Origin of the sequence: Streptomyces mangrovisoli (genome assembly GCF_000974985.2) — a bacterium.
GTDB lineage: Bacteria > Actinomycetota > Actinomycetes > Streptomycetales > Streptomycetaceae > Streptomyces > Streptomyces mangrovisoli.
Map to the genome: position 1 here is coordinate 1 of NZ_LAVA02000037.1, position 19,351 is coordinate 19,351.

A 19,351-nucleotide genomic window follows, 5' to 3' on the forward strand; every position below is an offset into this window, starting at 1 on the left:
GCGCCCCTTTCGGGGCGCTGGGCCCGGTGCCGGTCCTGACCGCAGCGCCCTCGGGGCACACCCCCCAGGGGCGCGGGGAACTGCGCGACCGGCCGCGACGGACCTGCAGAGGACCATGGTGTCGAGTTCGCCCGCGGCCCGGTGGGGGCTGAGCGCGCAGTTCCCCGTGCCCCTTTCGGGGCGGGGGCAACTGGCGCCCCGTGCGCGGGGTTTGTGACCCCGGGCACTCGTCGGCGCCCCCGGCCGTTTCACCAAACGGCACCGGGGGACGGTACCGTTCGGTAGCGAGCGGGCCGGTGACCTCGTGCCCGCCAGCGCCCATCGCCTGTACGAGACGGAGTGGCACCGGATGCAGCACGCAGTGGGATCTCCGCTGCCGCCGCCCCATCAGCCGGGGCACGGACCGGCCGCCGGCTGGTCGCCGGCCGCACACCACCCGGGGCCGCCCCCGTACCAGGGCGCGCCCCAGGGCCCCGGACCCGCGCCCCATCCCGGCTACACCGGAGCGCCCGCCGGCCCCCACCCGCCCGTGCCGCAGGCACCGGCGCCGCATCCGCCGGTACCGCCCGCCGCCCACCAGCCCGTGCCGCCCGCCGGTCCGCACATGCCGCCGCACCCCCCGGGCGCCCCGGCGCCGGAGACCACCGGCCATGTGCCGCTGCCGCCCGGCGGCCCGGTCCCCATGCCGGCCGTGCCCCCGGCCGCCGCCGTCCCCGACCCGACCTGCACCACCCTCGCGGTGCTGCTGATCGGCCCGGCGGGCGCCGGCAAGACCAGCGTCGCCAAGTACTGGGCGGAGCACCGCCGGGTGCCGACCGCCCACATCAGCCTCGACGACGTGCGCGAGTGGGTCCGCTCGGGCTTCGCCGACCCACAGTCCGGCTGGAACGACAACTCCGAGGCGCAGTACCGGCTGGCCCGCCGCACCTGCGGGTTCGCCGCCCGCAACTTCCTGGCCAACGGCATCTCGTGCATCCTCGACGACGCGGTCTTCCCGGACCGCCCGGTCGTGGGCCTCGGCGGCTGGAAGCGCCACGTGGGCCCCGGCCTGCTGCCGGTCGTGCTGCTGCCGGGCCTGGAGATCGTCCTGGAGCGCAACGCCGAGCGGAGCGGCAACCGCCGCCTCACCGACGAGGAGGTCGCCCGCATCCACGGCCGCATGGCCGGCTGGTACGGCTCCGGGCTGCCGATCATCGACAACAGCCAGCTCGACGTACCCCAGACGGCCAAGGTGCTCGACGACGTCCTGACCCGTTCCCTGGCCAGCCCGCCGAGCTGGTAGCGGCCGCCCGCGCCTCGGGCGCCGCACGCCGAGCGCCGGGCGCTGCACGGCGGTCCCCCGATCGGCACCCCCAGAAACGGCATAAATCGCCCACCGCTCCTACGCTCATCTCATGTCAGAGATGCACGCGATCCGTCGCAACCGGCTCAGGGAGCAGTGCAGCGCGGCCGGCAACGCGGCCGCGCTCGTCTCCCGCCCCGCCAATGTGCGCTACCTCGCCGGCGCGGCACCGCACGGTGCCGTCCTGCTGCTGGGCAGCACCGAGGACCTGCTGGTGTGTGCCCTACCGCCGGAGGACCGCCCGGCCGACGGGCGTCCGGACGAGGCCCTGCGGGTGCACACCCTCTCCCGCACCGGGGGCGATCCCGCGGTCGCCGCCGCCCGGCTGGCCGAGGCGCAGGCCGCCGACTCCCTGGCCGTCGAGGAGCACCACCTCACCGTCACCCGGCACCGGGCCATCCACTCGGTCGCGCCGCGCGTGCGCGTCGCGGACCTCGGCTCGGCGGTGGAGCAGCTGCGGGTGGTCAAGGACGAGGAGGAGATCTCCTGTCTGCGCATCGGCGCCGAGATCGCCGACCAGGCGCTCGGCGAGCTGCTGGAGTCGATCCTCGTCGGCCGCACCGAACGCCATCTGGCGCTGGAGCTGGAGCGCCGCCTGGTCGACCACGGCGCCGACGGGCCGGCCTTCGCTACCTCCGTCGCCACCGGCCCGAACGCGGGCCGCCGCGCGCACCGGCCCACCGACCGCAGGGTGGAGGAGGGCGATTTCCTCTCCGTCTGCCTCGGCGCGACCTATCGCGGCTACCGCTGCGAGATCGGTCGTACGTTCGTCATCGGCACCACTCCCGCCGACTGGCAGATCGAGCTGTACGACCTGGTCTTCGCCGCGCAGCGGGCCGGCCGGGAGAGCCTGGTGCCGGGCGCCGCCTACCGTGACGTGGACCGCGCGGCGCGCCAGGTACTGGACTCCGGCGGGCACACCGAGGGCCTTCCGCCGCTGACGGGACACGGCGTCGGACTCGAAATCGACGAGGACCCGCAGCTGGGTCCCGCGGCCATGGGTAAACTGGACGCTTGCGTGCCGGTCACCGTCGAACCGGGGGTCCACCTCCCGGGACGGGGCGGCGTCCGGATCGATGACACGCTCGTCGTGCGCCCTGAGGCGGACGGCGGACCCGAGCTACTCACCATCACGACCAAGGAACTGCTCGCACTCTAGGCATAGTGCGCGCCCCGGGGTCGTCCACGTCAGTCCAGGAGATTCCGCAACCGTGGCTTCCACGAACGACCTCAAGAACGGCCTGGTGCTCAAGCTCGAAGGCGGCCAGCTGTGGTCCGTCGTCGAGTTCCAGCACGTCAAGCCCGGCAAGGGCCCGGCCTTCGTGCGTACCAAGCTCAAGAACGTGCTCTCCGGCAAGGTCGTCGACAAGACGTTCAACGCCGGCGTCAAGGTCGAGACGGCCACCGTCGACAAGCGCGACATGCAGTTCTCGTACATGGACGGCGAGTACTTCGTCTTCATGGACATGGACACCTACGACCAGCTCATGGTCGACCGCAAGGCCGTCGGCGACGCCGCGAACTTCCTGATCGAGGGCTTCACGGCCGTCGTCGCCCAGCACGAGGGCGAGGTGCTCTTCGTCGAGCTCCCGGCCGCCGTCGAGCTGGTCGTCCAGGAGACCGAGCCGGGCGTCCAGGGCGACCGCTCCACCGGCGGCACCAAGCCCGCCACGCTGGAGACCGGCCACCAGATCCAGGTGCCGCTCTTCATCACCACCGGAGAGAAGATCAAGGTGGACACCCGCACGAGCGACTACCTCGGCCGGGTGAACAGCTAACCGTGGCTGCCCGCAACACGGCCCGCAAGCGCGCCTTCCAGATCCTCTTCGAGGGCGACCAGCGCGACGCCGATGTCCTCACGGTCCTCGCGGACTGGGTCCGGCTCTCCCGCAACGACAGCCGGCAGCCGCCGGTCAGCGAGTACACGATGCAGCTGGTCGAGGGCTACGCCGACCACGCGGGGCGGATCGACGAGCTCATCGCGCAGTACTCGGTCGGGTGGACGCTCGACCGGATGCCCGTCGTCGACCGCAACATCCTGCGCCTCGGCGCCTACGAGCTGATCTGGGTCGACGAGACCCCGGACGCGGTCGTGCTCGACGAGATGGTGCAGCTGGCCAAGGAGTTCTCCACGGACGAGTCGCCCTCGTTCGTGAACGGGCTGCTCGGCCGGCTCAAGGACCTCAAGCCGTCGCTGCGACGCGACGAGGCCTGAGCGCGGGGTACGTCCCCGCCGGCACGGGACATGCCGAGGGGCCCGCAGCGAACACCGCTGCGGGCCCCTCGGCGTGTGCCTGTGCCGTTCCTCGGCGTGTCCCTGCGCGGTTCCCCGCGCCCCTGAAGGGGCTCCACCGCGCCTCGCAAGGGGCCCTGGGGGCCTGTGGGGCCTTTGTGGCTCCCGGTGCCCGAAGGGGCGCCGAGGGGGCCGTAGAAAGCCGCCGGGGCGGCCGGAACCGTGAAGTTCCGGCCGCCCCGGCGGCACGTTTCTGCGGGACGGGCGAGCGGTCAGCTCTCCTCGTGGGTGGCCACGGCGCGGCGCGCGTCCGCGTCCAGCACGCCCCAGTTGATCAGCTGCTCGGTGAGGACCGAGGGGGACTGGTCGTAGATGACGGCGAGTGTGCGCAGGTCGTCCTGGCGGATCGACAGCACCTTGCCGTTGTAGTCGCCGCGCTGGGACTGGATCGTCGCCGCGTACCGCTGGAGCGGGCCCGCCTTCTCGGCCGGCACGTGGGCGAGGCGCTCCAGGTCGAGCACCAGCTTCGGCGGCGGCTCGGCGGCCCCGCCCGGCGTGGTGCCCGGCAGCAGTTCCTGCACAGGAACGCCATAGAAATCCGCCAGCTCGGCGAGGCGCTGGACCGTGACGGCGCGGTCCCCGCGCTCGTACGAACCGACCACGACGGCCTTCCAGCGACCCTGGGACTTCTCCTCGACACCGTGGAGGGAAAGGCCCTGCTGGGTGCGGATGGCCCGGAGTTTGCCCCCGAGCTGTTTGGCGTATTCGCTGGACATATAGCTCCCCGGACACTGTGTCGACGCGGGCCGGCAGTGGTTCCCGCCGCCCTGCTGGTAACTCACTGTGAGGTTACGCAGCGTGACTCTCATGCGTCAAGCCGAATGGTCCACACCGACTGTTCCGAGGTGGCGGTGGCCGATTACGCCAGGGGGGTGATCCACCGCGCCGACCCGGCCTGCTAATCTTGATGGCGCAAATCCGACGTCCTTTAAGGTCCGTCCCGTGAGGCGGAGAAGGAGGTCCGTTTCGTATGGACACTGAGCAGAACCAGGCGCCCTCCGATGCCCGGCCCGTACTCGAGGCCCCCGACATCGCACGCGTGCTGACCCGTATCGCCCATGAGATCGTCGAGCGCGCCAAGGGCGCCGACGACGTGGTGCTCCTCGGCATCCCCACCCGCGGCGTCTTCCTCGCCCGGCGGCTGGCGGCCAAGCTGGAGGAGATCACCGACCGGAAGGTGCCGGTCGGCTCCCTCGACATCACGATGTACCGCGACGACCTGCGCATGCACCCCCCGCGCGCGCTGGCCCGCACCGAGATCCCCGGCGACGGCATCGACGGCCGCCTCGTCGTCCTCGTGGACGACGTGCTCTTCTCCGGCCGCACCATCCGCGCCGCCCTCGACGCGCTGGGCGACATCGGGCGGCCCCGCGCCGTCCAGCTCGCGGTCCTCGTCGACCGCGGCCACCGCGAACTGCCCATCCGCGCGGACTACGTCGGCAAGAACCTCCCCACGTCGCTGCGGGAGACGGTCAAGGTCCTGCTCGCCGAGGAGGACGGTCGCGACACCGTGCTGCTCGGCGCCAAGCCCGACCAGTAGCGGCGCCCGGCGCACACCCTCCGGGGTGCGCCGCGCCCTCGCCTGCCCGGAATCTCCCGAATACGAACTGCCTTACGGAGCCTGACAGATGCAGCGTCATCTCATCTCGGCCGCCGACCTCTCCCGCGACGACGCCGTCCTGATCCTCGACACCGCCGAGGAGATGGCGCGGGTCGCGGACCGGCCCATCAAGAAGCTGCCGACCCTGCGCGGCCGCACGATCGTGAACCTCTTCTTCGAGGACTCCACGCGCACCCGGATCTCCTTCGAGGCCGCCGAGAAGCGGCTGTCCGCGGACGTCATCAACTTCACCGCCAAGGGGTCCAGCGTCTCCAAGGGCGAGTCCCTGAAGGACACCGCGCAGACCCTGGAGGCGATGGGCGTCGACGCCGTCGTCATCCGGCACGGCGCCTCCGGAGCGCCCTACCGCCTCGCCACCTCCGGCTGGATCGACGCCGCCGTCGTCAACGCGGGAGACGGCACCCACCAGCACCCCACCCAGGCCCTGCTGGACGCCTTCACCATGCGCCGCCGCCTCGTCGGCCGCGACACCGGCCTCGGCCAGGACCTCTCCGGCAAGCGCGTCACCATCGTCGGCGACGTCCTGCACAGCCGGGTCGCCCGCTCCAACGTCGACCTGCTGCACACCCTCGGCGCCGAGGTCACGCTCGTGGCCCCGCCCACCCTGGTCCCGGTCGGCGTCGAGAGCTGGCCCTGCGAGGTGTCGTACGACCTCGACGCCGTGCTGCCGAAGTCCGACGCGGTGATGATGCTGCGCGTCCAGCGCGAGCGCATGAACGCCGCGTTCTTCCCCACCGAGCGCGAGTACTCGCGCCGCTACGGCCTCGACGGCGACCGCATGGCGCGGATGCCCGAGCACGCCATAGTGATGCACCCCGGCCCCATGGTCCGCGGCATGGAGATCACCGCCGAGGTCGCCGACTCCGACCGCTGCACGGTCGTCGAGCAGGTCGCCAACGGCGTCTCCATCCGGATGGCCGTCCTCTACCTGCTGCTCGGCGGCAACGAGCCCGCCGTCAGCCACGCCCGCACCACCGAGGAGAAGTAAGACAGATGAGCAAGATCCTGATCCGTGGTGCGAGGATCCTCGGCGGCGAGCCGCAGGACGTCCTGATCGACGGCGAGACGATCGAGGCCGTCGGCACCGGCCTGTCCGCCGAGGGCGCGGAGGTCGTCGAGGCGGCGGGCAAGGTGCTGCTGCCGGGCCTGGTCGACCTGCACACCCATCTGCGCGAGCCGGGCCGCGAGGACTCCGAGACGGTGCTCACCGGCACCCGCGCGGCGGCGAGCGGCGGCTACACGGCCGTGTTCGCCATGGCCAACACCTTCCCCGTCGCCGACACCGCCGGCGTCGTCGAGCAGGTCTACCGGCTCGGCCGCGAGCACGGCTACTGCGACGTGCAGCCCATCGGCGCCGTCACCGTCGGCCTGGAGGGCAAGAAGCTCGCCGAGCTCGGCGCCATGCACGACTCCGCGGCCGGTGTCACCGTCTTCTCCGACGACGGCAAGTGCGTCGACGACGCGGTGATCATGCGCCGCGCCCTGGAGTACGTGAAGGCCTTCGGCGGCGTCGTCGCCCAGCACGCCCAGGAGCCCCGGCTCACCGAGGGCGCCCAGATGAACGAGGGGATCGTCTCGGCCGAGCTGGGCCTCGGCGGCTGGCCGGCCGTGGCCGAGGAGTCGATCATCGCCCGCGACGTGCTGCTCGCCGAGCACGTCGGCTCCCGCGTGCACATCTGCCACCTGTCCACCGCCGGATCCGTCGAGATCGTCCGCTGGGCCAAGTCCCGCGGCATCGACGTCACCGCCGAGGTCACCCCGCACCACCTGCTCCTCACCGACGAGCTGGTGCGCACCTACAACCCGGTCTACAAGGTCAACCCGCCGCTGCGCACCGAGGCCGACGTGCACGCGCTGCGCCAGGCCCTCGCCGACGGCACGATCGACATCGTCGCCACCGACCACGCCCCCCACCCGCACGAGGACAAGGACTGCGAGTGGGCCGCGGCCGCCATGGGCATGGTGGGCCTGGAGACCGCGCTGTCGGTGGTCCAGGAGACCATGGTGGAGACCGGGCTCCTCGACTGGGCGCAGGTCGCCGACCGCATGTCCGTCGCGCCCGCCCGGATCGGCCAGGCCGCCGGCCATGGACGTCCCGTCTCGGCAGGCGAGCCCGCGAACCTCACGCTGGTCGACACGGCATACCGTGGATCGGTGGACCCCGCGGGCTTCGCCTCGCGCAGCCGCAACACCCCCTACGAGGGGCGTGAGCTGCCGGGCCGTGTGACGCACACCTGGCTCCGGGGCAAGGCCACGCTCGTCGACGGGAAGCTCACGTGACACCTGAAACCCTGCTCGCTGCCGGGAAGCACTCCGCCCAGGTCACCGACTGGTCCGCGCGGATCGGCTGGCTCGTCGGACTGGCCCTCTTCGTCGCCCTCGTCTACTGGCTGATGCGCGAGGGCTGGAAGTGGCGCGGCACCCTCCAGAGCGACCTCCCGGAGCTCCCCACCGCGCCGGAGGAGCCCGGTCCGGCGAGACTGACGATGAGCGGCCGCTACCACGGCTCCACCACCGCCGGACAGTGGCTCGACCGCATCGTGGCGCGCGGCCTCGGCACTCGCAGCCGGGCCGAGCTCACCCTCACGGACGAGGGGCTCGACGTCGTACGCCCCGGGGCGGCCGACTTCTTCGTCCCCGCCGCCGCGCTGCGCGAGGCCCGGCTCGACAAGGGCATCGCGGGCAAGGTGCTCACCGAGGGCGGCCTGCTCGTGGTGACCTGGGCGCACGGGGACCGGCTGATCGACTCCGGCTTCCGCTCCGACCACGCGGCCGAGCACCACGCGTGGGTCGAGGCCATCAACTCCATGATCAACACACCCAGCACGGAAGGCGCCGAACGATGACGACCCCCACCCAGGGAGCTGCCTCGCAGAGGCACAAAGCAGCTCCTGCCGTACTCGTCCTGGAGGACGGCCGGATGTTCCGCGGCCGCGCCTACGGGGCCTCGGGGGTGACCTTCGGCGAGGCCGTGTTCTCCACCGGCATGACCGGTTACCAGGAGACGCTGACCGACCCGTCGTACCACCGCCAGGTCGTCGTGATGACGGCCCCGCACGTCGGCAACACCGGCGTCAACGACGAGGACCCCGAGTCGAAGCGCATCTGGGTCGCCGGATACGTGGTCCGCGACCCCGCGCGCGTGCCCTCCAACTGGCGCTCGCGCCGCTCCCTCGACGAGGAGCTGCGCGCCCAGGGAGTCGTCGGCATCTCCGGCATCGACACCCGCGCCCTCACCCGCCACCTGCGCGAGCGCGGCGCCATGCGCGTCGGCATCTTCTCCGGCAACGCGCTGCCCGACGAGGGCACCATGCTCGCCGAGGTCCGCCAGGCCCCCGAGATGAAGGGCGCCGACCTCTCCGCCGAGGTCGCCACCCAGGAGGCGTACGTCGTCCCCGCGATCGGTGAGAAGAAGTTCACCGTCGCCGCCGTCGACCTCGGCATCAAGGGCATGACCCCGCACCGGATGGCCGAACGCGGCATCGAGGTGCACGTCCTGCCCGCCACCGCCACCGCCGAGGACATCTACGCCGTCAACCCCGACGGCGTGTTCTTCTCCAACGGCCCCGGCGACCCGGCCACCGCCGACCACCCGGTCGCCGTCATGCGCGCCGTGCTGGAGCGCGGCACCCCGCTGTTCGGCATCTGCTTCGGCAACCAGATCCTCGGCCGTGCCCTCGGCTTCGGCACCTACAAGCTGAAGTACGGCCACCGCGGCATCAACCAGCCGGTGCAGGACCGTACGACCGGCAAGGTCGAGGTCACCGCGCACAACCACGGCTTCGCCGTCGACGCCCCGCTCGACGGGACGACCGACACCCCCTTCGGCCGGGTCCAGGTCTCCCACGTCTGCCTGAACGACAACGTCGTCGAGGGCCTCCAGCTCCTGGACCGGCCGGCCTTCAGCGTCCAGTACCACCCCGAGGCGGCCGCCGGCCCGCACGACGCCGCCTACCTGTTCGACCGCTTCACGTCTTTGATGAACACAGCTCCGATGGAGGGCCAGCGTGCCTAAGCGCACCGATATCCAGTCCGTCCTGGTCATCGGCTCCGGCCCGATCGTCATCGGCCAGGCCGCCGAGTTCGACTACTCCGGCACCCAGGCCTGCCGCGTGCTGCGCGCCGAGGGCCTCCGCGTCATCCTCGTCAACTCCAACCCGGCGACGATCATGACCGACCCGGAGATCGCCGACGCCACCTACGTCGAGCCGATCACCCCCGAGTTCGTCGAGAAGATCATCGCCAAGGAGCGCCCGGACGTCCTGCTGCCGACCCTCGGCGGCCAGACGGCCCTCAACACCGCGATCTCCATGCACGAGCAGGGCGTGCTGGAGAAGTACGGCGTCGAGCTGATCGGCGCCAACGTCGAGGCCATCAACAAGGGCGAGGACCGCGACCTGTTCAAGGGCGTCGTCGAGGCCGTGCGCGAGAAGATCGGCCACGGCGAGTCCGCCCGCTCGGTCATCTGCCACTCCATGGACGACGTCCTCGCCGGCGTCGACACGCTCGGCGGCTACCCCGTCGTCGTGCGCCCCTCCTTCACCATGGGCGGCGCCGGCTCCGGCTTCGCGCACGACGAGGAGGAGCTGCGCCGCATCGCCGGCCAGGGCCTGACGCTGTCCCCGACCACCGAGGTGCTCCTGGAGGAGTCCATCCTCGGCTGGAAGGAGTACGAGCTGGAGCTGATGCGCGACAAGAACGACAACGTCGTGGTCGTCTGCTCCATCGAGAACTTCGACCCGATGGGCGTGCACACCGGCGACTCCATCACCGTCGCCCCGGCCATGACGCTGACCGACCGCGAGTACCAGCGGCTGCGCGACATCGGCATCGCGATCATCCGCGAGGTCGGCGTCGACACCGGCGGCTGCAACATCCAGTTCGCGGTCAACCCCGACGACGGCCGCATCATCGTCATCGAGATGAACCCGCGCGTCTCCCGGTCCTCGGCCCTCGCGTCCAAGGCGACCGGCTTCCCGATCGCCAAGATCGCCGCCAAGCTCGCCGTCGGCTACACCCTCGACGAGATCCCGAACGACATCACCCAGGAGACCCCGGCCTCCTTCGAGCCCACGCTCGACTACGTCGTCGTCAAGGCCCCCCGCTTCGCCTTCGAGAAGTTCCCGCAGGCCGACTCCACCCTCACCACCACGATGAAGTCGGTCGGCGAGGCCATGGCCATCGGCCGCAACTTCACCGAGGCCTTCCAGAAGGCCCTGCGCTCCCTGGAGAAGAAGGGCAGCCAGTTCACCTTCGTCGGCGAGACCGGCGACAAGGACGAGCTGCTGCGCGAGGCCGTGCGCCCCACCGACGGCCGGATCAACACCGTCATGGCGGCCATCCGCGCCGGCGCCACCCCGGAGGAGGTCTTCGCGTACACGAAGATCGACCCCTGGTTCGTCGACCAGCTCTTCCTCATCAAGGAGATCGCCGACGAGCTCGCCGCGGCCGACAAGCTCGACGCCGAGCTGCTCGCCGAGGCCAAGCGGCACGGCTTCTCCGACCAGCAGATCGGCGAGATCCGCGGCCTGCGCGAGGACGTCGTCCGCGAGGTGCGGCACGCGCTGGGCATCCGCCCGGTCTACAAGACGGTCGACACCTGCGCCGCCGAGTTCGCCGCGAGGACCCCGTACTTCTACTCCTCCTACGACGAGGAGAACGAGGTCGCGGCCCGCGAGAAGCCCGCGGTGATCATCCTGGGCTCCGGCCCCAACCGCATCGGCCAGGGCATCGAGTTCGACTACTCCTGCGTCCACGCCTCCTTCGCGCTCAGCGACGCGGGCTACGAGACCGTGATGGTCAACTGCAACCCCGAGACCGTCTCCACCGACTACGACACCTCCGACCGGCTCTACTTCGAGCCGCTCACCCTGGAGGACGTGCTGGAGATCGTGCACGCCGAGCAGCAGGCCGGACCGGTCGCCGGCGTCGTCGTCCAGCTCGGCGGCCAGACCCCGCTCGGCCTCTCCCAGGCGCTCAAGGACAACGGCGTGCCGATCGTCGGCACCTCGCCCGAGGCCATCCACGCCGCCGAGGACCGCGGCGCCTTCGGCCGGGTGCTCGCCGAGGCCGGTCTGCCCGCCCCCAAGCACGGCACCGCCACCACGTTCGCCGAGGCCAAGGCCATCGCCGACGAGATCGGCTACCCGGTCCTGGTGCGTCCCTCGTACGTCCTCGGCGGCCGCGGCATGGAGATCGTCTACGACGAGACCCGCCTCGCCTCCTACATCGAGGAGTCGACCGAGATCAGCCCCTCCCGGCCGGTGCTCGTCGACCGCTTCCTCGACGACGCCATCGAGATCGACGTCGACGCGCTCTACGACGGCGAGGAGCTCTACCTCGGCGGCGTCATGGAGCACATCGAGGAGGCCGGCATCCACTCCGGCGACTCGGCGTGCGCGCTGCCCCCGATCACCCTCGGCGGCTTCGACATCAAGCGGCTGCGCGCCTCCACCGAGGCGATCGCCAAGGGCGTCGGCGTGCGCGGCCTGATCAACATCCAGTTCGCCATGGCCGGGGACATCCTCTACGTCCTGGAGGCCAACCCGCGCGCGTCCCGCACGGTCCCCTTCACCTCCAAGGCGACCGCGGTGCCGCTCGCGAAGGCCGCCGCCCGCATCTCGCTGGGCGCGACCGTCGCCGAGCTGCGCGCCGAGGGCCTGCTGCCGGCCCAGGGCGACGGCGGCGAGCTCCCGCTCGACGCGCCGATCTCCGTCAAGGAGGCCGTCATGCCGTGGTCGCGCTTCCGCGACATCCAAGGCCGCGGCGTCGACACGGTCCTCGGCCCGGAGATGCGCTCCACCGGCGAGGTCATGGGCATCGACTCCGTCTTCGGCACGGCGTACGCCAAGTCGCAGGCGGGCGCGTACGGCCCGCTGCCCACCAAGGGCCGCGCGTTCATCTCGGTCGCCAACCGCGACAAGCGCTCGATGATCTTCCCGGCGCGCGAGCTGGTCGCCCACGGCTTCGAGCTGATGGCCACATCCGGCACGGCCGAGGTGCTCAGGCGCAACGGCATCAACGCCACCGTCGTGCGCAAGCAGTCCGAGGGCCCCGGCCCCAACGGTGAGCGGACCATCGTCCAGCTCATCCACGACGGCGAGGTCGACCTCATCGTCAACACGCCGTACGGCACCGGTGGCCGCCTCGACGGCTACGAGATCCGCACGGCGGCCGTCGCGCGGTCCGTACCCTGCCTGACGACGGTCCAGGCGCTCGCCGCCGCGGTGCAGGGCATCGACGCGCTCAACCACGGCGACGTGGGCGTCCGCTCGCTCCAGGAACACGCGGAGAGGCTGATCGCCGCGAGGGACTGAAAGGTCGAAGTGAGACCGCGGGCCGGTTGCGGCCGGCCGCGCGGTTCCCCGCGTCCCTCAGGGGCGCCCGACTGAGGGGGGACTCCGGAGACGGCGTCCCCCCTCCGTGTAAGGACCACCCATGTACAAGCTCTTCTTCCGTCTGGTCTTCCGGCGGATGGACCCGGAGCAGGCCCACCACCTGGCCTTCCGCTGGATCCGCCTCGCCGCCCGCATCCCCGTGCTGCGCACCTTCGTCGCCGCCGCCCTCGCCCCCCGCTACCAGGAGCTGCGCACCGAGGCTCTCGGGCTGCGCATGCACGGCCCCTTCGGCCTCGCCGCGGGCTTCGACAAGAACGCCGTCGCGATCGACGGCATGTCGATGCTGGGCTTCGACCACGTCGAGATCGGCACCGTCACCGGCGAGCCGCAGCCGGGCAACCCCAGGAAGCGACTGTTCCGCCTGGTCCCCGACCGCGCGCTGATCAACCGCATGGGCTTCAACAACGAGGGCTCCCAGGCCGTCGCCGCCCGGCTCGCCGCCCGTGAACCCGTCTTCAAGACCGTCGTGGGCGTCAACATCGGCAAGACCAAGGTCGTCCCCGAGGAGGAGGCGATCGGCGACTACGTGAAGTCGACCGAGCGCCTCGCGTCGCACGCCGACTACCTCGTCGTCAACGTCTCCTCCCCGAACACGCCCGGCCTGCGCAACCTCCAGGCGACCGAGGCGCTGCGCCCGCTGCTGACCGCGGTCCGCGAGGCCGCCGACCGCGCGGTCACCGGCCGCCGGGTCCCGCTGCTGGTCAAGATCGCGCCCGACCTGGCCGACGAGGACGTCGACGCCGTCGCGGACCTGGCCGTGGAGCTGGGCCTGGACGGGATCATCGCCACCAACACCACCATCGCGCGCGAGGGCCTCGGCCTCACCTCGTCGCCCGCCCTGGTCAAGGAGACCGGCGGCCTGTCCGGCGCCCCGCTCAAGGCGCGCTCCCTGGAGGTGCTGCGCCGCCTCTACGCGCGCGTGGGCGACCGCATCACCCTGGTCGGCGTCGGCGGCATCGAGACCGCCGAGGACGCCTGGGAGCGCATTCTCGCCGGAGCCACCCTGATCCAGGGCTACAGCGCCTTCATCTACGAGGGGCCCTTCTGGGGCCGCGCGATCCACAAGGGGCTCGCCGCGCGCCTGCGCACCAGCCCGTACGCCACCCTCGCCGACGCGGTCGGCGCCGACGTGAGGAAGAACGGATGACGGTGCTCGAACCCTTCGGTGCCCGGCTGCGCCGCGCGATGGACGAGCGCGGCCCGCTGTGCGTGGGCATCGACCCGCACGCCTCCCTGCTGGCCGAGTGGGGCCTGAACGACGACGTCGCGGGTCTGGAGCGGTTCAGCCGCACCGTCGTCGAGGCGACGGCCGACCGGGTCGCCGTGCTGAAGCCGCAGAGCGCCTTCTTCGAGCGCTTCGGCTCGCGCGGCTGGGCCGTGCTGGAGGCCTGCGTCCAGGAGGCGCGCGCGGCCGGCGCCCTGGTGGTCATGGACGCCAAGCGCGGCGACATCGGCTCCACCATGGCCGGGTACGCGGAGGCGTTCCTGCACAAGGACGCCCCGCTGTTCTCCGACGCCCTGACCGTCTCGCCGTACCTCGGCTACGGCTCGCTGAGCCCGGCCGTCGCGCTGGCCCGCGAGAACGGCACCGGGCTGTTCGTGCTGGCGCTCACCTCCAACCCCGAGGGCGGCGAGGTGCAGCACGCGGTGCGGGAGGACGGGCGCACGGTCGGGGCGACGATCCTCGCCCACCTCGCGATGGAGAACGCGGGGGAGGAGCCGCTCGGCTCCTTCGGCGCCGTCGTCGGCGCCACGCTCGGTGACCTGTCGTCGTACGACCTCGACATCAACGGCCCGCTCCTCGCGCCCGGCGTCGGCGCCCAGGGGGCCACCGCGGCCGATCTTCCGGCGGTCTTCGGCTCCGCGCTGCGCAATGTCGTGCCGAACGTCAGCCGCGGCGTGCTGCGCCACGGGCCCGATGTGGTGGCTCTGCGTGACGCCGCGGACCGTTTCGCGGACGAGGTGCGCGCCGCGGTGGCGGCCGGCTGACGTCCACCCGAGGTCCGCGACGCCCCTCAGAGCACCTGTTCGAGGCCTCGGGCGGGGCGTCGCGGGCCCGCCGGAGTCTGAATACATCCTCAAATCCGGACCGGTTTGTCCTATATGTCCAGCCTGACGGAGGCTGACCAGGACTTTTCCGCTGTTCTCGCTGACTCCGGCGGCCTTGACCGCTAGTCTCCGACGAGTGAGGGCACCTCCCACGCCCTCCAGTCAGTGGGGGCTCGCGTGCAAGCGTGTTGTTCGCGGCTCCCCAGGTGTGGGGCGACTAGGTTCCTCACCGGTCCGTATCCGACAGTTCGACATCCGAGGTGACGTAGGCGTGGCTCTTCCGCCCCTTACCCCTGAACAGCGCGCAGCCGCGCTCGAAAAGGCCGCCGCGGCTCGCCGGGAGCGGGCCGAGGTCAAGAATCGACTCAAGCACTCCGGCGCCTCCCTGCACGAGGTCATCAAGCAGGGCCAGGAGAACGACGTCATCGGCAAGATGAAGGTCTCCGCGCTGCTCGAGTCCCTGCCGGGCGTGGGCAAGGTCCGCGCCAAGCAGATCATGGAGCGACTCGGCATCTCCGAGAGCCGCCGCGTGCGCGGCCTCGGTTCCAACCAGATCGCCTCCCTGGAGCGCGAGTTCGGCAGCACCGGTTCCTGAGTCCGGTTCCCCGGCCGGGTCCTCCCGGCCGGGAGGACCCGGGCACTGCGGGATTGCTGGAATAATCGCCGCATGGCTGCAACATTCCGGGGGACGACCCCCGTGCCCCCGGACGTACGTCCGCGGCTGACCGTGCTCTCCGGCCCCTCCGGGGTCGGCAAGAGCACGGTCGTCGCTCATATGCGCAAGGCGCACCCCGAGGTCTGGCTCTCGGTGTCGGCGACGACCCGCAAGCCCCGCCCGGGTGAGAAGCACGGCGTCCACTACTTCTTCGTCACCGACGACGAGATGGACAAGCTCATCGCCAACGGCGAGCTGCTCGAATGGGCCGAGTTCGCGGGCAACCGCTACGGCACGCCGCGCGCGGCGGTCCTGGAGCACCTGGAGTCCGGGGTGCCCGTCCTGCTGGAGATCGACCTCCAGGGAGCCCGGCAGGTCCGCGAGACCATGCCGGAGGGCCGGCTCGTGTTCCTCGCCCCTCCCTCCTGGGAGGAGCTGGTGCGCCGGCTCACCGGCCGGGGCACCGAATCGCCCGAGGTGATCGAGCGTCGCCTGGAGGCGGCCCGGGTCGAGCTCGCGGCCGAGCCGGAGTTCGACGTGACCCTGGTCAACACCTCCGTCGAGGACGTGGCGCGCGAGCTGCTAGCCTTGATGGACGTTGTGTGATCGTTTCCGGCGGTTCGGCCGACAGGCCCGACGGACAGCGCCGGGCGAGCGATCGCACCGACTGATTCTTTCCCCCTTATCGGAAGGTAGAGCGTGTCCTCTTCCATCACCGCGCCCGAGGGCATCATCAACCCGCCGATCGACGAGCTCCTCGAGGCCACCGACTCGAAGTACAGCCTCGTGATCTACGCGGCCAAGCGGGCCCGTCAGATCAACGCGTACTACTCGCAGCTCGGCGAGGGCCTCCTCGAGTACGTCGGTCCGCTCGTCGACACCCACGTCCACGAGAAGCCGCTCTCGATCGCCCTGCGCGAGATCAACGCGGGTCTGCTGACGTCCGAGGCCATCGAGGGCCCGGCGTAACGAAACCAGCAGGTCGCGGCGGTACGGCAGTACGACATTCGTACCGCGAGTGACTTTGTCCACAGGCCCGGCAGCGTGACTGCCGGGCCTGTGGTGTGTCATGGATGTACGCAACCGAGGTCCGGGGAGAGACGGTGGACAAGCCCAAGGTCGTTCTGGGAGTCAGCGGCGGCATCGCCGCCTACAAGGGCTGTGAGCTGCTCAGAAGGCTGTCGGAGTCCGGCCACGACGTCCGCGTCGTGCCCACGGCCTCCGCCCTGCACTTCGTCGGCGCCGCGACCTGGTCCGCGCTGTCCGGCAACCCGGTCTCCACCGAGGTCTGGGACAGCGTCCACGAGGTGCCGCACGTCCGCATCGGGCAGCACGCCGACCTGGTCGTCGTCGCCCCCGCCACCGCCGACCTGCTCGCCAAGGCCGCCCACGGCCTCGCCGACGACCTGCTCACCAACACCCTGCTGACGGCCCGCTGCCCGGTCGTCTTCGCCCCCGCCATGCACACCGAGATGTGGGAGCACCCGGCCACCCAGGAGAACGTGGCGACCCTGCGCCGCCGCGGCGCCGTCGTCATCGAGCCCGCGGTGGGCCGCCTCACCGGCGTCGACACCGGCAAGGGCCGCTTCCCCGACCCGGCGGAGATCTTCGAGATCTGCCGCCGCGTGCTGGCCCGCGGCGCCGCCCAGCCCGACCTCGCGGGCCGTCATGTCGTGGTCAGCGCCGGTGGCACCCGCGAGCCGCTCGACCCGGTCCGCTTCCTCGGCAACCGCTCCTCGGGCAAGCAGGGCTACGCCCTCGCGCGCACGGCCGCCGCCCGCGGCGCCCGGGTCACCCTGATCGCCGCCAACACCGCCCTGCCGGACCCGGCGGGTGTGGATGTCGTGCAGGTCGGCACCGCCCTCCAGCTGCGCGAGGCCGTGGTCAAGGCCGCCGCGGACGCCGACGCGGTGGTCATGGCCGCCGCCGTCGCCGACTTCCGCCCCGCGGCCTACGCGGCGGGGAAGATCAAGAAGAAGGACGACCGGGAACCGGACCCGATCGTCCTGGTGCGTAATCCGGACGTTCTCGCGGAGATCTCGGCCGACCGGGCGCGCCCCGGACAGGTCGTCGTGGGCTTCGCCGCGGAGACCGACGACGTCCTCGCCAACGGCCGCAGGAAGCTCGCCCGCAAGGGCTGCGACCTGCTGGTCGTCAACGAGGTGGGGGAGCGCAAGACCTTCGGGTCGGAGGAGAACGAAGCGGTCGTGCTGGGCGCCGACGGCAGCGAGACGCCGGTGCCGTACGGGCCGAAGGAGGCCTTGGCCGAAACCGTGTGGGATCTCGTGACACGCCGGATCGGGTGAAAGTTTCACGCGCTCCACAGGCCCCCGAAACCTCGTATATTCCGGCGTGGCTCCCCTGGCGGACCCGCGTGACCTTTGGGCAGAATGCCCGTGCCGCAGGTCACAGGGCTCCCGTCAGGCGAGACAGATGAGCCCGTGGCCGAGCGCGACCGATAAACTGTTACCGGACGGCGCCGGGCGCAGCTCCCGAGCCGTCCGACCATGATCAGCCAGCAGCCGCTGCAACCCCAGGGAGCGTTGTGTCCCGTCGCCTGTTCACCTCGGAGTCCGTCACCGAGGGCCACCCCGACAAGATCGCTGACCAGATCAGCGACACCATTCTCGACGCGCTTCTGCGCGAGGACCCGACCTCCCGGGTCGCCGTGGAGACGCTGATCACGACCGGCCTCGTGCACGTGGCCGGCGAGGTCACGACCAAGGCGTACGCGCCGATCCCCCAGCTGGTGCGGGAGAAGATCCTCGAGATCGGTTACGACTCGTCGAAGAAGGGCTTCGACGGCGCCTCATGCGGCGTCTCGGTGTCGATCGGCTCGCAGTCCCCGGACATCGCGCAGGGTGTCGACACGGCGTACGAGTCCCGGGTCGAGGGCGACGAGGACGAGCTCGACCGCCAGGGCGCGGGCGACCAGGGCCTGATGTTCGGCTACGCGTCGGACGAGACGCCCACCCTCATGCCGCTGCCGATCTTCCTGGCGCACCGCCTGTCCAAGCGCCTGTCGGACGTGCGCAAGAACGGCACGATCCCCTACCTGCGCCCCGACGGCAAGACCCAGGTCACCATCGAGTACGACGGCGACAAGGCCGTCCGCCTCGACACGGTCGTGGTCTCCTCGCAGCACGCCTCCGACATCGACCTGGAGTCGCTGCTCGCGCCCGACATCCGGGAGTTCGTGGTCGAGCCCGAGCTCAAGGCGCTCCTCGACGAGGGCATCAAGCTCGACACCGAGGGCTACCGCCTGCTGGTGAACCCGACCGGCCGCTTCGAGATCGGCGGCCCGATGGGCGACGCCGGGCTGACCGGCCGCAAGATCATCATCGACACGTACGGCGGCTTCGCCCGCCACGGCGGCGGCGCCTTCTCCGGCAAGGACCCGTCCAAGGTGGACCGCTCGGCCGCCTACGCGATGCGCTGGGTCGCCAAGAACGTCGTCGCCGCGGGGCTCGCCTCCCGGTGCGAGGTCCAGGTCGCCTACGCGATCGGCAAGGCCGAGCCGGTCGGTCTGTTCGTGGAGACCTTCGGCACGCACAAGGTCGACACCGACAAGATCGAGAAGGCGATCGACGAGGTCTTCGACCTGCGTCCGGCCGCGATCATCCGCGACCTCGACCTGCTGCGGCCGATCTACGCCCAGACGGCCGCCTACGGTCACTTCGGCCGTGAGCTGCCCGACTTCACGTGGGAGCGCACGGACCGCGTGGACGCGCTGCGCGCGGCTGTCGGTCTGTAGGTCCGGCTCCCCTGACGGGGGTCGGCCGCGCGCCCGGGTGCGACGCCGTCGTGGCCGTTCGCGCAGTTCCCCGCGCCCCTTCAGGGGCGCGGGGAACTGCGCGCTCAGGCCCCACCGGCCTGTGGTGACTGTGCGGCTCCGTCGTGGTTGCTCGCGCAGTTCCCCGCGCCCCTGAAGAAGCTGCGCCGCAGCAACCCAAGGGGCGCGGGGAACTGCGCGAACGGCCCCCACCGGCCCGCA

General features: G+C 71.4%; 18 protein-coding genes. 17 read left to right on the forward strand and 1 reads right to left on the reverse strand.

The genetic code is table 11. From position 1 onward, the window contains the following. The first annotated feature begins 349 nt into the window (after positions 1 to 349). The 4 genes from WN71_RS17450 (at position 350) to nusB (ending at position 3,557) form a co-directional block, all read left to right on the forward strand. Positions 350 to 1,282: a Pro-rich N-terminal domain-containing protein gene (locus tag WN71_RS17450; RefSeq protein ID WP_079177925.1), complete on the forward strand. Its 933-nt coding sequence runs from the start codon at positions 350 to 352 to the stop codon at positions 1,280 to 1,282. Between the two features lie 112 nt (positions 1,283 to 1,394). Further along, positions 1,395 to 2,501, forward strand: a complete 1,107-nt coding sequence (locus WN71_RS17455; protein ID WP_046583154.1) for an aminopeptidase P family protein — start codon at positions 1,395 to 1,397, stop codon at positions 2,499 to 2,501. 52 nt (positions 2,502 to 2,553) lie between these two features. Then, positions 2,554 to 3,120 carry an elongation factor P gene (gene efp / locus WN71_RS17460; protein WP_046583156.1) on the forward strand — a complete coding sequence of 189 codons (567 nt, stop codon included), beginning with the start codon at positions 2,554 to 2,556 and terminating at the stop codon, positions 3,118 to 3,120. Positions 3,121 to 3,122: 2 nt separating this feature from the next. Continuing rightward, the gene (gene nusB, locus WN71_RS17465; RefSeq protein WP_046583158.1) at positions 3,123 to 3,557 is read left to right on the forward strand and encodes a transcription antitermination factor NusB; all 435 of its coding nucleotides are present in this window, start codon (positions 3,123 to 3,125) and stop codon (positions 3,555 to 3,557) included. A 290-nt stretch (positions 3,558 to 3,847) separates the two neighbouring features. Here the strand turns inward: nusB and bldD are convergent, their stop codons facing one another. After that, the gene (gene bldD / locus WN71_RS17470) at positions 3,848 to 4,351 is read right to left on the reverse strand and encodes a transcriptional regulator BldD (RefSeq protein WP_046583159.1); all 504 of its coding nucleotides are present in this window, start codon (positions 4,349 to 4,351) and stop codon (positions 3,848 to 3,850) included. Between the two features lie 254 nt (positions 4,352 to 4,605). Here bldD and pyrR point away from each other — a divergent pair, with 254 nt between their 5' ends. The 13 genes from pyrR (at position 4,606) to metK (ending at position 19,111) form a co-directional block, all read left to right on the forward strand. Then, on the forward strand, positions 4,606 to 5,175 hold the full coding sequence (gene pyrR, locus WN71_RS17475; RefSeq protein WP_046583161.1) for a bifunctional pyr operon transcriptional regulator/uracil phosphoribosyltransferase PyrR: 570 nt from the start codon (positions 4,606 to 4,608) through the stop codon (positions 5,173 to 5,175). Between the two features lie 88 nt (positions 5,176 to 5,263). Beyond that, the gene (locus WN71_RS17480; protein WP_046583163.1) at positions 5,264 to 6,244 is read left to right on the forward strand and encodes an aspartate carbamoyltransferase catalytic subunit; all 981 of its coding nucleotides are present in this window, start codon (positions 5,264 to 5,266) and stop codon (positions 6,242 to 6,244) included. Positions 6,245 to 6,249: 5 nt separating this feature from the next. Beyond that, a complete protein-coding gene (locus WN71_RS17485; RefSeq protein ID WP_046583164.1) occupies positions 6,250 to 7,536 on the forward strand; it encodes a dihydroorotase in 1,287 nt (428 codons plus the stop codon). Next, complete coding sequence (locus tag WN71_RS17490; protein WP_046583165.1) at positions 7,533 to 8,102, forward strand: PH-like domain-containing protein; 570 nt, start codon at positions 7,533 to 7,535, stop codon at positions 8,100 to 8,102. Before WN71_RS17485 ends, WN71_RS17490 begins: the two co-directional genes overlap by 4 nt. Beyond that, positions 8,099 to 9,271, forward strand: a complete 1,173-nt coding sequence (gene carA, locus WN71_RS17495) for a glutamine-hydrolyzing carbamoyl-phosphate synthase small subunit (protein ID WP_046583166.1) — start codon at positions 8,099 to 8,101, stop codon at positions 9,269 to 9,271. The genes WN71_RS17490 and carA overlap by 4 nt, the downstream gene beginning before the upstream one ends. Next, on the forward strand, positions 9,264 to 12,572 hold the full coding sequence (gene carB, locus WN71_RS17500; protein WP_046583168.1) for a carbamoyl-phosphate synthase large subunit: 3,309 nt from the start codon (positions 9,264 to 9,266) through the stop codon (positions 12,570 to 12,572). Before carA ends, carB begins: the two co-directional genes overlap by 8 nt. 121 nt (positions 12,573 to 12,693) lie before the next feature. Beyond that, entirely contained in the window at positions 12,694 to 13,800 is a 1,107-nt protein-coding gene (locus tag WN71_RS17505) for a quinone-dependent dihydroorotate dehydrogenase (protein ID WP_046583171.1), read from the forward strand. Next, the gene (gene pyrF, locus WN71_RS17510) at positions 13,797 to 14,642 is read left to right on the forward strand and encodes an orotidine-5'-phosphate decarboxylase (RefSeq protein ID WP_046583172.1); all 846 of its coding nucleotides are present in this window, start codon (positions 13,797 to 13,799) and stop codon (positions 14,640 to 14,642) included. The genes WN71_RS17505 and pyrF overlap by 4 nt, the downstream gene beginning before the upstream one ends. Before the next feature lie 331 nt (positions 14,643 to 14,973). Further along, entirely contained in the window at positions 14,974 to 15,297 is a 324-nt protein-coding gene (locus WN71_RS17515; protein ID WP_003977346.1) for an integration host factor, read from the forward strand. A gap of 72 nt (positions 15,298 to 15,369) precedes the next feature. Next, positions 15,370 to 15,963 carry a guanylate kinase gene (gene gmk / locus WN71_RS17520; protein ID WP_046583175.1) on the forward strand — a complete coding sequence of 198 codons (594 nt, stop codon included), beginning with the start codon at positions 15,370 to 15,372 and terminating at the stop codon, positions 15,961 to 15,963. Positions 15,964 to 16,056: 93 nt separating this feature from the next. Then, a complete protein-coding gene (rpoZ, locus tag WN71_RS17525; protein WP_023842852.1) occupies positions 16,057 to 16,326 on the forward strand; it encodes a DNA-directed RNA polymerase subunit omega in 270 nt (89 codons plus the stop codon). Between the two features lie 134 nt (positions 16,327 to 16,460). Further along, positions 16,461 to 17,663: a bifunctional phosphopantothenoylcysteine decarboxylase/phosphopantothenate--cysteine ligase CoaBC gene (gene coaBC, locus WN71_RS17530; protein WP_046583182.1), complete on the forward strand. Its 1,203-nt coding sequence runs from the start codon at positions 16,461 to 16,463 to the stop codon at positions 17,661 to 17,663. Positions 17,664 to 17,902: 239 nt separating this feature from the next. Beyond that, positions 17,903 to 19,111, forward strand: a complete 1,209-nt coding sequence (metK, locus tag WN71_RS17535; protein WP_046583184.1) for a methionine adenosyltransferase — start codon at positions 17,903 to 17,905, stop codon at positions 19,109 to 19,111. Positions 19,112 to 19,351 lie beyond the last annotated feature (240 nt).

What these genes read in the sequence shown, in the direction of transcription:
- WN71_RS17450 (WP_079177925.1), top strand. Translation starts at nt 350, where the DNA reads ATGCAGCACGCAGTGGGATCTCCGCTGCCGCCGCCCCATCAGCCGGGG.
- WN71_RS17455 (WP_046583154.1), top strand. Translation starts at nt 1,395, where the DNA reads ATGTCAGAGATGCACGCGATCCGTCGCAACCGGCTCAGGGAGCAGTGC.
- bldD (WP_046583159.1), bottom strand. Translation starts at nt 4,351, where the DNA reads ATGTCCAGCGAATACGCCAAACAGCTCGGGGGCAAACTCCGGGCCATC.
- pyrR (WP_046583161.1), top strand. Translation starts at nt 4,606, where the DNA reads ATGGACACTGAGCAGAACCAGGCGCCCTCCGATGCCCGGCCCGTACTC.
- WN71_RS17480 (WP_046583163.1), top strand. Translation starts at nt 5,264, where the DNA reads ATGCAGCGTCATCTCATCTCGGCCGCCGACCTCTCCCGCGACGACGCC.
- WN71_RS17485 (WP_046583164.1), top strand. Translation starts at nt 6,250, where the DNA reads ATGAGCAAGATCCTGATCCGTGGTGCGAGGATCCTCGGCGGCGAGCCG.
- carA (WP_046583166.1), top strand. Translation starts at nt 8,099, where the DNA reads ATGACGACCCCCACCCAGGGAGCTGCCTCGCAGAGGCACAAAGCAGCT.
- WN71_RS17505 (WP_046583171.1), top strand. Translation starts at nt 12,694, where the DNA reads ATGTACAAGCTCTTCTTCCGTCTGGTCTTCCGGCGGATGGACCCGGAG.
- pyrF (WP_046583172.1), top strand. Translation starts at nt 13,797, where the DNA reads ATGACGGTGCTCGAACCCTTCGGTGCCCGGCTGCGCCGCGCGATGGAC.
- gmk (WP_046583175.1), top strand. Translation starts at nt 15,370, where the DNA reads ATGGCTGCAACATTCCGGGGGACGACCCCCGTGCCCCCGGACGTACGT.